Origin of the sequence: Spirosoma sp. 48-14 (assembly GCF_001898575.1) — a bacterium.
Taxonomy (GTDB): domain Bacteria; phylum Bacteroidota; class Bacteroidia; order Cytophagales; family Spirosomataceae; genus Spirosoma.
The window spans coordinates 59,371-72,702 of the sequence record NZ_MKUD01000020.1; the positions used below are offsets into that span (position 1 = coordinate 59,371).

Here is a 13,332-nt window from a genome sequence, read left to right on the forward strand (position 1 = left end):
TTGCGGTACTTTCTATTAACCGGCAAGCCATGCAACCCACGCAGGACGTCCTCATTCCGGAAGTCATTCAGCAAATACCGCTTACGTATTATCTGATTCTCAGTACCGCCCTCTTTGTGATCGGCATCATTGGCGTACTGACCCGGCGTAACGCGATCATTATCTTTATGTCCATTGAGTTGATGCTCAATGCGGTCAATTTGCTCCTTATTGCCTTTTCGTCCTATCGATCCGATTCGGCCGGGCAGGTATTTGTCTTTTTCATTATGGCCGTTGCGGCTGCTGAAGTATCGGTAGGGCTGGCTATTATTGTCATGATTTACCGCAATACCCGCTCTATTGACGTGGGCTTGCTTAATAAATTGAAATGGTAAAAAAGAGTTGTCAGTTGGTAGGCCATTGCTGTTAACGCTATTTTAATCTATTGACTGATTGCTTTAGCAGACCGTAACTATTGACTGACGATTATCGACTATCGACTAATGAAAATAGAATTACTCTGTGCGTTAATTCCGCTCTTTCCGCTTATTGGCTTTCTGATTAATGGACTTGGCTTTCGCCGAGTGCCAACGGGCCTGGTCGGAGTCATTGCTACTGCCGCTGTACTGGCGTCTTTTTTTATTTCCGTTTCGTTATTTCTTGGCTTCCAGGCCGACGCTGGTCCGCAAATCGCTACGCTCTTCGACTGGATTAGTGTGGGAGACCTGCATATTAATTTCTCTTTCCAGATTGATCAGTTATCGTTGCTGATGCTATTGGTGGTAACGGGCGTTGGTTCGCTGATTCACCTGTACAGCATTGGCTACATGCACCACGATGAAGGGTTTGGCAAGTTCATGGCGTTCCTGAACCTGTTCATTTTCTTCATGTTGTTGCTGGTGATGGGCTCCAACTACGTTATCATGTTTATCGGTTGGGAAGGTGTAGGCTTGTGTTCGTACCTGCTCATCGGTTTCTGGAACAAGAACATTAATTATAACAATGCTGCCCGCAAAGCTTTCGTCATGAACCGCATTGGCGATCTGGGCTTTCTGCTGGGCATATTCTTAATCATTAATACCTTCGGCACGGTCGAATACCTGGATATTTTCAAACAGGCAACCAGCCTCGGAATGGGCGATAAAACCATTCTGGCCATTACGCTGCTTCTGTTTGTTGGAGCTATGGGTAAGTCGGCACAGATTCCGCTCTACACCTGGCTACCCGACGCTATGGCGGGCCCTACGCCCGTATCCGCCCTGATTCACGCAGCGACGATGGTGACGGCTGGTATCTATATGGTTGTTCGGTCGAATGTGCTGTATACGTTGTCTCCATTAACACTCGAAATTATTGGTGGTATTGCTGTGGCAACGGCACTGCTGGCGGCATCGATTGGCCTGTTGCAGAACGATATTAAGAAAGTGCTGGCCTATTCAACGGTCTCGCAGTTGGGCTATATGTTCCTGGGGCTGAGTGCAACGGCGTATACGGCGGGGATGTTCCATGTGATTACCCACGCCTTCTTTAAAGCCCTTTTGTTCCTTGGTGCGGGTAGCGTTATTCACGCTATGTCGGATGAACAGGACATTCGGAAAATGGGGGGTCTGCGGAAAGCATTACCCATTACGTTTATTACCTTTTTGCTGGGTACCTGGGCTATTTCGGGTATACCACCACTGGCGGGTTTCTTCTCGAAAGATGAAATTCTGGCCCATGTGTACGAGCATAGTAAACTACTGTGGGGATTAGGCGTTCTGGGCTCTGGTCTTACGTCGTTTTACATGTTCCGGCTACTGTTCCTGACATTCTTTGGTGAATTCCGGGGCACGGAAGAGCAAAAGCATCACCTGCACGAATCCCCACTTACCATGACCCTACCGCTGATGATTCTAGCTGTTTTGTCAGTTGTTGGTGGAGCGCTCAACTTACCTGGTGGCGGTTGGCTGAGTCATTTCATGGAGCCATTGTTCGCAGGGTCTCGTCAGGTCAATCCTGAAGCGTTTGCCGAAGGAGCCATCGATCACAGTACCGAATATATGCTGATGGCCATCTCGTCGGCTGTTGCTATCCTGTCGCTTATTATCGCTTATGTTATGTACATCAGCCGGGGGGCGGTTCCGGCACCTGATTCAGCTGAGCGTTCTTTACCTGAGCAGGTGGTGTATAACAAATACTATGTCGACGAGCTATACGAAACAATCATCGTACGGCCTATTCGTGGGCTTGGCGATGCTCTATACAGCTTTGGTGAAGGGTTGGTCGATGGCGTCGTGAATGGAGTGGCCTGGTTGGTCCGGCAGGGGGCCGCTCAATTGCGGTTATTGCAGAATGGCTCCATCGGATTCTATGTGTTGGCTATGGTTGTCAGCATAGTGCTCATCTTCGCCTTTCGCTTTTTCATTCGACTTTAACTAGTACGGTGGAATAGTTCGCCAATCGTACATTGTAAATCAGTATATGCTTACATTATTCCTGATTTTTTACCCCGTTGTAGCGGCTACGCTGATTCTGATGATCGGGGGAGAGCGGATAAAACAGGTAGCCCTGGTCGCTGCATTGATTGAGTTAGCCATTGCCGGGACGGCTTTAGTTAGCTTTAAGCCCGATGCAACCTCGCAATTTGGTTTCGACTATGCCTGGATTGGTTCGTTGGGCATTCGTTTCAGTGGGGGGATCGACGGTATTAGTATCCTGCTGGTATTGCTGACCGGCTTGCTGGTTCCATTCATTATCCTTTCTACCTTCAATCGGTCCTATAAGCAACCCGCTACTTTTTATGCGCTGATGCTGTACATGCAGGCTGCGCTGATGGGTGTCTTTACAGCCCGTGACGGATTTTTGTTCTATCTGTTTTTTGAGGCAGCGCTGATTCCCATCTATTTCCTCGCAGCTATGTGGGGCGGAGAAAATCGGATTCCGGTTACCTTCAAGTTTTTTGTTTATACCATCTTCGGAAGCCTGTTCATGCTGGTTGCACTAGTTTATCTATACTACCAGACACCTGCTACCTTAACGGCCCCCCATTCGGCGGCTATCGCTGATTTTTACAAGCTAAAGCTGACTCCCGAAGCCCAAAACTGGCTGTTCTGGGCGTTTTTTATTGCTTTTGCTATCAAGATGCCGGTGTTCCCATTCCATACCTGGCAACCTGACACATACGTCGAATCGCCCACACCAGCTACCATGCTGCTGGCAGGTATCATGCTCAAAATGGGCGTTTATGGCCTTATCCGGTTTATTTTACCGATTGTTCCATTGGGTGTTGAAGCGTGGGGCAAAACGGCTATCATTCTGTCGGTGATTGGCATTGTTTACGGATCAATTATTGCTATTCGCCAGCGCGATATGAAACGATTGATTGCTTACTCATCGTTTTCGCACGTTGGTTTGATGGCGGCTGGTGTATTTTCGCAAACCGAAACAGGTATGCAGGGAGCCTTGGTACAAATGCTTGCTCACGGTATCAACGTGGTCGGTATGTTCTTCGTGGCCGACGTAATTTTCTCACGTACCAATACGCGTCAGCTCGATCAGCTCGGTGGTATCACACAATCGACGCCTAAACTGACTGTCTTTTTCATGATTATGCTGCTGGGCAGCGTAGCGCTTCCGCTGACCAACGGTTTCGTAGGCGAGTTCCTGCTGCTACATGGCGTCTTTACGTATAATCATTATCTGGGTTTGGCGGCTGGTTTCACCATCATTTTTGGGGCGGTATACATGCTGCGCTTATTCCAGAAAAGTATGTTTGGCCCGACCACATCCCGCACCGACACCTTTGCGGACCTGACCAGTTCCGAAAGTTGGGTATTTATTCCGCTGGTTGTTATGGTATTCTGGATTGGTGTTTATCCTAACACATTTTTGAAATTAACCGAACCTGCCGTTGCTAATCTGATGAAATACATTGGTACAACAGCGGTATCTATGAAATAAAGCGGTCTGTTGGTAGGAGTAGCCATAGAGTGGCTAGCCTTCCTGCTAACAACCATTGATTATCGACTAATTACTGAAGGTATGCTTCCCATCGTTTTGTTATCGGTTTTTGGTATTGGGTTGTTGTTTCTGGGCTTTATGAAGTCGAGAGCTATACTACTGCCTGCCACCTTATTGTTTCTGGTTGTTGCACTAGCCGTTAATTTCATAGACTGGAATAAGTCCTATCTGTATTTTAATGACATGCTGCGCACCAATAACCTGGCGATGGTTTTTACAGCCATCATACTTCTTTCGGCCTTTATGGTAGTAGCGTTGTCGAGCAATTTTCTGAACGACGAGTCAGCACAACCCGCTGAATATTATGCTATTATCTTATTTTCGCTGGTAGGCGCCATCATGATGGTGGGCTTTGAGAACCTGATCATGCTTTTTGTTGGGGTCGAAATCCTGTCCATATCCATGTACGTTCTAACCGGGAGCGATAAACGGAACCTGCGCTCGAACGAAGCAGCCATGAAGTATTTTCTGATGGGTTCCTTTGCTACTGGTATTATGTTGTTCGGGATGGCGTTGCTGTATGGCGCTACTGGTTCATTTACCATTGCAGGCATTGCGTCGTATGCTGCTCATCCGCAGGTGGGCCTTTCACTATTGCTATATGTTGGCTTGTTGATGCTCCTGATTGGGCTATTATTCAAAGTGTCGGCGGCTCCTTTCCATTTCTGGACTCCCGATGTGTATGACGGAGCCCCTACCATTTTCACCGCTTTCATGTCGACGGTGGTAAAAACAGCGGGTTTTGCGGCACTGTTTCGGCTGTTATCATTTTCATTTGGTGGAGTCTATACCTTCTGGTGGACGATCCTGGCCATTATCACGGCCATTACGCTGGTTGCTGGCAACATCACCGCCGTTTATCAGAATAGCTTTAAACGGATGATGGCTTACTCCAGCATCTCACATGCGGGTTATCTTCTGATAGGGCTGGCCTCATTAGGGACGAATACGAAACAGGCTATTGTCTTTTATTCGCTGGCTTATTCCGTTGCAACCATTGCTGCGTTTGGCGTACTGCTTCTGGTTGCCCAGCAAAGAAGTACACAGACGATCACCAGCGAAGGGGTGGTCACTGAAAATTTTGATTCGTTCAATGGGTTGGCACGTCAAAACCCGCTGCTAGGAATAGCCATGACCGTTTCAATGCTTTCGCTGGCCGGAATTCCATTAACTGCTGGCTTCTGGGGGAAATTCTATATGTTTTCAACGGCTGTAGAGCGAGGCCAAATCTGGTTACTAGTTGTTGCTGTGTTGATGTCGGCCGTTGGTATATACTATTATTTCCGGGTAATCATCGCTATGTATTTCCGGGATGGAGGAAATGACCCCATTCAGGTTGCGCCTTTTTATCGGTATGTTCTGGTGGCAGCTACTATACTGACATTAGGACTGGGTATTGCTCCGGGCTTGCTGGAAGGCCTGTTTTAAGCGTAGCTCCCTGGGTTTGGTGGGGGGAGTGATCGAAATGTTTTTGAAGAAAACGCTAATCGTCAAAAAGCTATAAGGCTTATAACAGCCTCAGAACTAGCCACAATTTTTATACTTACTGAATGACCGTAGCCTAAGTAACCTATCGCCAGAACATACACGTTTGCATTTGAGTTTGTACTTTTGGGTTTGATAACGAGTCAATTCTAGCTAATTCAGTATACTTTGTCCGGTCAACTTGTGAACGTGAGCAGCATCGAACAGCCAAAACCTAAAGAATATAAGGACTTTTTCTCGTTCTTTCTGACGGCTTTGCTGGGTGCGTCAATTAATTTCATCAGTCGGATTTTCTATCGGCAATTCTTTGATTTTGACGTAAGCGTTTTCTGCGGCTATCTGACGGCTACAGTATTGACCTTTATTCCGACGAAGAAATATGCATTTTCGGCTGGAAAGACGGGTAATACAGGACGGGAGGCAATCAAGTTTTTAGCCATTGCCTTACTGGCGCTTATCGTACAGGTATACGTCTCTAAATATGTGTTAGATTGGGTTGCTACCCCTTTACTGCCAGATCCTGGCCAAAAAATATGGCGTGAAACGGGCTCACATGTGGTAGGTATGGGTATGAGTTTCCTGGCTAATTATTTTGGGCATAAGCTCCTGACGTTCCGAAGTACAGGTATGTACGACAAAATTCGGTCGCGATCATCAAAGGAAAAAGAGGAACAGCTATGAGCGATATCTCTGATAAATTCAATTCCGAATATAACTTTTTGGATACAAAGTCCAGATTCTCACAAAATTATTAAGAGACATATTGGATTTACTGTAAAAAAACTATATTTGCCACCGGAAACCTAAAATAGCATTTTCAGTCAAATGAAAAAAGTATTCGCTCTATTGTTCGTTGGCAGCATGCTGACCTTCGCTGCTTGCCAAAGCAAACCTAAGACGGAAGAAACCACCACTGATTCGACCGCTACGATGTCGACCGACACCACCACGATGGCTACGGATTCGGCTTCTACGATGGCTACGGATTCAGCTGCTGCTGACACTACGAAGAAATAAGTTTCTTCTCCACAGCATGCAAAAAAGCCTTATTTTTATAAGGCTTTTTTGTTTTTTAGACTTTGACAGACGTATTTTCCACCCATGTACCATCGGCAGCTGTCGAGTACTGCGACCAACTCAGGCAATCGTACCAATTCGGTTTTCGAATAGTAAAACCTCGTCGAACGCGGCTGGGGGATTTTCGGGTTCTACCTCAAAATCAAACGCAAATCACGGTCAATACGAATCTAAATCCGTATGCGTTTCTAATTACGTATGTGCATGAAGTAGCTCATGCCGATGTCCATCATCAATATCGTTTGCAGCGAAGAATCAGACGGGTAAAACCACATGGGCGGGCCTGGCAAACGGCTTTTCAGCGATTGATGCATCCGCTACTTACAGAAGCCGTATTTCCTGCAATCGTTCTGGAGCCACTGAAACAATACATGTCTAATCCAGGTGCTACCACCTATACAAATCAGCATCTCATGCTGGCCTTGCGCCAATTCGATAAACCAATCAACGAGGTTGTGTCTGCGAACCGGGTGTTGCTTCGGGATGTATTAGAAGGAAATTCATTTCGATTGGCACAAAAGACCTATGTTCGGGGTACGCTACGACGCACTCGTGTCGTTTGTAAGGAGATCGCATCCGGTAGATCATATGCCATTCTGGCGCACGCATGGGTTGAAGTGAATTGATGAATAATGAACAATGCACAATGTAAAATGAGTAATGAACCTATGCAGCGTCAGCTTCGATGGGCATATTGGCTATCCATACTCGTTACTCATTTAACATTATCCATTATTCATTATAAAGCCCATTCGCAATCGGTATTACGAGAAGGAATTTGGGTAAAGATTGCGGTCACCGAATCGGGTGTTTATCGACTTAGCCAGGCTCAATTAACAAAGATTTCTCCTGCCTTTTCAACGGCCGACCCCCGAAAGTTGCGCTTGTACGGGAATGGGGGGGCTGTTCTACCGCAGTCGAATGCTATAGCCAGATCCACTGATTTAACTGAAAATGCAATTCAGGTAATTGGTGAGGCCGATGGTCGGTTCGATGCGGAAGATTATGTGCTGTTTTTTGGTCAAAGTCCCCATGTAGTTCGATACGATTCAGTAAGCCAGCGATTTACGCATCAAATCAATCCCTATTCCGACACTACCTTTTATTTCCTGACAATTGGTACTTCTGCTGGACTCCGAATTACTGAGCGATCAGCAGGAGCGGTAGGAGGGGCATCTACTGTAACTACCTTCAACGATTATCAATTTCATGAGCAGGATCTGACCAAAGTGCCAGCCGTTCGCTCAGGCCGAGAGTGGTTAGGTGAATACCTGACTACCGATACAACAAAGGTCGTTTCATTTGATGTGCCGGGCCTTGTGGCCAACACACCTATCCGGCTAACCGCTTCGGTGGTGGCTGGGGCTACAGTGGCTACGCAATTTCGCGTGCAACTAAACGATCAACAGATTGGAACAATGCCAATGGCTCCGGTCTCAGGGTATGAGTATGATTATCAGGGGATCGCAAGAACCGACACCTTTCTGACCAGACTTGCCGCGGGCGATAGTCCTATTCGGTTAGCGGTAACCTTTCGAAAAAATGGCTTGTATTCGGCGCAGGGCTATTTGAATTATCTGGGTGTACAAACCCAACGGGAGCTACGGCAAGTTGATCGGCCAACGTGGGTGCGTCGGTCTCCGGCAGGGCAGTACAAAGTCAGGCAGGCCAGTAGTAGTCTGCGTATCTGGGATATTACCAATCCGTTAGCTCCTATATCGCAGGCATATGAGTTGTCGGCTAGTCAGGAAGCGGGTTGGGGAGCCACCAAACGAAGTGATTATTTTCTTTTTACGGATACTCAACTGCTTTCGCCTGTTTTACTGACAGTGGTTGCCAATCAGAATATACGTAGCCAGGATACCCCCGATTTGCTCATTGTGACGCCAGCATCCTGGAAAACGCAGGCTGATCGGTTGGCCCAATTTCGACGCGATCATGATCAGTTGTCGGTGATTGTTGTAACAACACAGCAACTGTATAACGAATTTGGGTCTGGTTTGCCCGATCCTACGGCCATTCGGGATATGGCCCGCTACTTCTACCAGAAGCAGCCTACGAAACTCCGCTACTTATTACTTTTTGGTGATGCTACCTACGACTATCGGAATATAGCCGGACAGGTTAGTGCGTCGCAACTGGCCAATATGGTGCCAGTATATGAAAGTCGGGAATCACTTCATCCGGTATTAAGCTATTCCTCCGACGATTATTTTGGCTTTATGGATGTCAATGAGGGTGAATGGCCCGAGAACGATCAGGGGGATTATCGGATGGATATTGGCGTCGGTCGTCTTCCTGTGAAATCTGTAGATGAAGCTCAAACGGTTGTTGACAAGCTGATTCGGTATAGCTCAGACCCGTCTATCACGGGCGATTGGCAAACAAAAGTAATGTTTGTCGCCGACGATGGAGACTATAATATCCATCAACAGGATGCCGATCAAATGGCTAAAATCGTAGAGAGAACCTCTCCGGCCTACCGGCCCGAACGAATATTTCTGGATGATTTTGTGCAGGAAAATACATCCAGTGGACAGAAAGCTCCGCTAGTTAATCAGGTTATTGATCAGGCCGTTACGAACGGCCGGCTGATCATCAACTATAGCGGCCATGGTGGAATTGTGGGCTTGGCCGATGAGCAGATCGTAACCCTTCAGGATATTCTTGGGTGGCGAAATAGCCGTTTGCCGTTATTTGTTACGGCTACCTGTCAGTTTGGGCGATACGATGACCCAAGTGTTACCTCGGGTGCTGAACTTACGCTATTAAGCCGGACGGGGGGCGGAATTGGGTTGCTGACAACAACACGGCCTGTGTATGCCAATACGAATCTGCTCCTGAATGAAGCCTTCTACAATGCTGTTTTTACGCCTATCAATGGCCAGATGCCCCGGCTTGGCGATGTAATGAGGCTGACAAAGAACAATAGTTTAACCGGGCCGGTCAATCGGAATTTTGCGCTACTGGGCGACCCCTCCATGCGATTAGCGTATCCAAAGGCCCAGGCTGTGCTCACGCAGGTAAATGGTAAGACTATTTCTGCAAACCGAATAGATACACTGCATGCCTTACAAACGGTTGACCTAACAGGACAAATTCAGCAGGCAGGCCAGCAAATAACTGCGTTTACAGGCACCGTCCGTTTGTCATTATACGATAAAGCGGCTACCCACACCACGCTTGGCTCTGAAGCCGGGGCTCCCAAGATGACATATCAGGCATTTAGTAATCCAATTTTTACAGGGCAAATCCCCGTTCAACAAGGGCAGTTTACAGCACGCTTTACTATTCCTAAAGATATTGACTATACAGTCGGGAACGGAAAGTTGTATCTCTACGCCGTTCGGGCTGATAGCCTGCTGGATGCGGTCGGGAGTTATGATAGTTTGCGGATTGGTGGCAGTGTATTTACTGATAGTATCGATACGCAACCACCTTCAATGACGCTGGCTGTGGTTGGTGGAACAACGGCAGGTGAAAGTGTACGGATTGCCGGCCCAGACGTAACCCTACGGATACTGCTTAAAGATAATCGGGGAATAAACATTGCCCGTTCGGGTTTAGGACATGAGCTAACAGCCCAATTGGCCTCGCAGCCAGCGGTTATTTTAAACGACAACTATGTGGCCAATGGAGCCGATGGCCGACAGGGTGAAGCCTTGTATACATTCCGAAATTTGTCGGCCGGTCAATATACAGTACGGGTTAAAGCCTGGGATATTAACAATAATTCAAGTGAGGGTACGTTGACCATAATAGTTTCTGACCGTCCTGGATTAGCTTTGCGGGCGTTTCGGGTAAGCCCGAACCCAATGACTGAACTGGCAACGTTAACGGCTGAGTTGAATCGGTCGGGTGAGCCACTGGATTGGGTGCTGAGTGTATATGACTTATCCAGTCGGTTATTGAGCCAGAAAACAGGGCAGTGTACGAATTGTGATGCCGCTATAGCAGTGGGATCATGGAACGGCCGAACCGATGCCGGTCAGCTAATGCCAAATGGATTATATATCGTCCGGCTTGACATTCGCTCAGCGGTAGACGAAACAACGGCCATCGGCACTAGTCGAATTGTAATAACAAGATGAATTAACGCCTTAAAATCACTCATTTTTTCTAATCCAAGGATTCATTGTAATTTTGACCGCACAGCCCTGCCGTACTTACCACAACCAGTGGCTGTCGTTGACCAACACTCTTTGTATGAAGCGCACTTTTTTCCGTGTTATACTCGGCGTCTGCAGTTTCTTCCCACTCGTCGCATCTGCTCAAAATAATCTTAACGGCCAGCCTCTTAATGTTCCAACTTCATCTGTTCCATTTCTGAATTTTACGCCTGATGCTCGTTCGGGTGCATTGGGTGATGCGGGCGTGGCTTTGGGCGATGCAGACGCTAACTCGGTGTTCTGGAATCCATCGAAGCTGGTTTTTGCCAAAGAGAGTAAGGGGGTAGCGCTTTCATATACACCCTGGTTGCGGAATCTTATCGGCGATATGTATTATACGTATCTAAGTGGTTACTCAAAAGTGGGTAAAAACACGGCTATATCAGGATCGCTGCTTTACTTCGATCTCGGAACCGTGGATTTTACAACTGCCAATGGGGTTGCAGCCGGGACGTTTAACTCGCGAGAATATGCCATTACAGCTTCGGTTTCTCAACGGCTTTCCGAAACGTTTTCTCTTGCCGCCAGCTTTAAGTACCTTAACTCTAACCTGGCAGCAGGCAGCAGCAGTCCAGGGCTGAAACCAGGTTCAACTGCTGCTGCTGAAATCAGTGCGTATTATCATGACGAAGCGCGTGATAATGCAACGGGTAAAGGTGTAGGCTGGGCCTTTGGTGGTATGATTTCTAACTTAGGAGGTCGACTGAACTATGGCGGTACGCAGAGCTATTTCATTCCGACAAACCTTCGCTTAGGGACTTGTCTGACCCTGTTTGCCGACCAGTATAATAAATTCAACTTCGTGTTGGATGCTAATAAACTGATGGTCCCAACGCCAAACTATCAGACTGTCAATGGGCAATTGGTTAATGTAAATGCCAACAAAAATTATTTTGATTCGATCTTTGGGTCGTTTGCTGATGCACCGGGTGGATTTAGCGAAGAACTGAAAGAGATTACCTTGTCGACAGGGGTTGAATACTGGTATAATGACCAATTTGCAGCACGGGTCGGCTATTTTAACGAATCGAACGAAAAAGGAGGGCGCAAATACGTAACAACTGGTATTGGCCTTCGGCTTCAACAGCGCTTTGGCGTCGACTTCTCATACCTAATTCCGGTTAAACAAGGTAGCCCGCTGGCCGATACGTTCCGTATTTCGCTGGTTTTCAACTTCGCTAAAGGAAATGGTATCGGTGGTGACGACGAAGCCTTAAACGACGAAAATTAAAGAGTGAAATAGCGAACGAGTGAATGAGTGAAATAAGCTTTCTTTAGCATTTTTCACTCATTCACTCGTTCGCTATTTCACTCTTTCCTTTTATATGACTCTCGATAGAACACAATCTCCCGCCTTTCAGGCCATTCACGAAGTACATTTACCTTCTGTTCAATCGCATCGCTTAGACAATGGTGTTCCGCTGCACTTAATTTCGGTAGCGCAGCAGCCCGTCCTTCGCCTGGAATGCGTTTTTGAGGCTGGAACCTGGTATGAGCAAGTGCCAGGCAGTGCATTTTTTGCCGTAAAGATGCTTGCTGAAGGAACTGCATCGCGCTCATCAGCTCAAATCAGTGAATACATCGATCGATATGGGGCCTTTCTGGAACTGAATAGTGGACCCGATCGAGCGAGTGTGGTTATTTACTGCCTTACCAAGTTCCTGCCGAACGTTTTACACTTATTGAGAGAAATGCTCAATGAGCCAACCTTTCCGCAAAAGGAACTGGAGGATTTACGGAATATTACACTGCAAAATCTGCGAGTCAATTTTGAAAAGAATGCGTATCTGGCTGGTATTCTGCTTCGCGAAAAACTGTTTGGAGCCGATCACCCCTACGGACGTAGCCAGCGACCTGCTGCTATTGAACAGTTAAATCGTGATCAGGTGGTAGCGTTCTATGAACGAGTCATTCAAAACCGACCGTTCCAGATCATACTGGCTGGGCAGGCTACCGAAACCGAAGTAATACTTATCAATCAGGTATTGGGCCAGTCGTTTATCCGAACAGATAGTTTACTTCCTTTGGCAGATAAGCCGTCAGAATCAGATGAGCGGGTTGTGCTGGCAGAGAAACCGGATAGCCTACAATCGTCCATACGGATAGGGCGTCGGCTGTTTACACGTTCTCATCCCGATTTTTTTCGGATGCTCGTGACAAACGAGGTACTGGGAGGTTATTTTGGTTCGCGACTAATGAAGAATATTCGGGAAGAGAAAGGCTTTACGTATGGTATTTCATCGAATATGCCGTCGTTCCGACGTGATGGGTATTTTATGATCGGTACAGATGTCAACAAAGAAAATACTCAACAGACCTTAGACGAGATTCAGAAAGAAATTCATACGTTGCAGACGGAACTGGTTTCAGACGACGAACTTGACATTGTAAAAAATTATATGGCTGGCGAATTTGTTGGCTCACTCAACACTCCATTCGAGATTGCCGACCGCTATAAGGTGATTTTACTGGATGGTATGCCTGCCGATTTTCTGACAACGTATATTTCACATATTCGATCTGTTACCTCGGAAGATATTATGGAAACTTCTAGGCAGTATTTAGATATAAATAGTCTAAAAGAGATAGTTGTTGGCGGTAAATAGGAGTTGATTATAACTTA

10 protein-coding genes are annotated in these 13,332 nt (G+C 46.9%); all 10 read left to right on the top strand.

The features are described from left to right. Window positions 1–29: 29 nt before the first annotated feature. Window positions 30–374 carry an NADH-quinone oxidoreductase subunit NuoK gene (gene nuoK, locus BGO59_RS12465; RefSeq protein WP_020597411.1) on the top strand — a complete coding sequence of 115 codons (345 nt, stop codon included), beginning with the start codon at window positions 30–32 and terminating at the stop codon, window positions 372–374. 108 nt (window positions 375–482) lie between these two features. After that, window positions 483–2,393, top strand: a complete 1,911-nt coding sequence (gene nuoL / locus BGO59_RS12470; RefSeq protein WP_293683954.1) for an NADH-quinone oxidoreductase subunit L — start codon at window positions 483–485, stop codon at window positions 2,391–2,393. 46 nt (window positions 2,394–2,439) lie between these two features. After that, a complete protein-coding gene (locus BGO59_RS12475) occupies window positions 2,440–3,918 on the top strand; it encodes a NuoM family protein (protein ID WP_293683955.1) in 1,479 nt (492 codons plus the stop codon). 81 nt (window positions 3,919–3,999) lie between these two features. Further along, on the top strand, window positions 4,000–5,406 hold the full coding sequence (locus BGO59_RS12480) for an NADH-quinone oxidoreductase subunit N (RefSeq protein ID WP_293683956.1): 1,407 nt from the start codon (window positions 4,000–4,002) through the stop codon (window positions 5,404–5,406). 225 nt (window positions 5,407–5,631) lie between these two features. Then, window positions 5,632–6,144, top strand: coding sequence for a GtrA family protein (locus BGO59_RS12485; RefSeq protein WP_293683957.1), 513 nt, complete (start codon window positions 5,632–5,634; stop codon window positions 6,142–6,144). Between the two features lie 144 nt (window positions 6,145–6,288). After that, on the top strand, window positions 6,289–6,480 hold the full coding sequence (locus tag BGO59_RS12490) for a hypothetical protein (protein ID WP_020597416.1): 192 nt from the start codon (window positions 6,289–6,291) through the stop codon (window positions 6,478–6,480). A gap of 62 nt (window positions 6,481–6,542) precedes the next feature. Beyond that, window positions 6,543–7,166 carry a sprT domain-containing protein gene (locus BGO59_RS12495; protein WP_293683958.1) on the top strand — a complete coding sequence of 208 codons (624 nt, stop codon included), beginning with the start codon at window positions 6,543–6,545 and terminating at the stop codon, window positions 7,164–7,166. Window positions 7,167–7,193: 27 nt separating this feature from the next. Next, window positions 7,194–10,631 (top strand): type IX secretion system sortase PorU, encoded by a 3,438-nt coding sequence (gene porU, locus BGO59_RS12500; RefSeq protein WP_293683959.1) that lies wholly within the window; start codon window positions 7,194–7,196, stop codon window positions 10,629–10,631. Between the two features lie 115 nt (window positions 10,632–10,746). After that, complete coding sequence (porV, locus tag BGO59_RS12505) at window positions 10,747–11,940, top strand: type IX secretion system outer membrane channel protein PorV (RefSeq protein ID WP_293683960.1); 1,194 nt, start codon at window positions 10,747–10,749, stop codon at window positions 11,938–11,940. Window positions 11,941–12,034: 94 nt separating this feature from the next. Further along, window positions 12,035–13,315 (top strand): pitrilysin family protein, encoded by a 1,281-nt coding sequence (locus tag BGO59_RS12510; RefSeq protein WP_293683961.1) that lies wholly within the window; start codon window positions 12,035–12,037, stop codon window positions 13,313–13,315. The last annotated feature ends 17 nt before the right edge of the window (window positions 13,316–13,332 follow it).

Bases quoted from the DNA above. Each gene is read 5' to 3' on its own strand.
- BGO59_RS12490 (WP_020597416.1), top strand. From the start codon at position 6,289: ATGAAAAAAGTATTCGCTCTATTGTTCGTTGGCAGCATGCTGACCTTC.
- nuoL (WP_293683954.1), top strand. From the start codon at position 483: ATGAAAATAGAATTACTCTGTGCGTTAATTCCGCTCTTTCCGCTTATT.
- nuoK (WP_020597411.1), top strand. From the start codon at position 30: ATGCAACCCACGCAGGACGTCCTCATTCCGGAAGTCATTCAGCAAATA.
- porU (WP_293683959.1), top strand. From the start codon at position 7,194: ATGAGTAATGAACCTATGCAGCGTCAGCTTCGATGGGCATATTGGCTA.
- BGO59_RS12510 (WP_293683961.1), top strand. From the start codon at position 12,035: ATGACTCTCGATAGAACACAATCTCCCGCCTTTCAGGCCATTCACGAA.
- BGO59_RS12480 (WP_293683956.1), top strand. From the start codon at position 4,000: ATGCTTCCCATCGTTTTGTTATCGGTTTTTGGTATTGGGTTGTTGTTT.
- porV (WP_293683960.1), top strand. From the start codon at position 10,747: ATGAAGCGCACTTTTTTCCGTGTTATACTCGGCGTCTGCAGTTTCTTC.
- BGO59_RS12475 (WP_293683955.1), top strand. From the start codon at position 2,440: ATGCTTACATTATTCCTGATTTTTTACCCCGTTGTAGCGGCTACGCTG.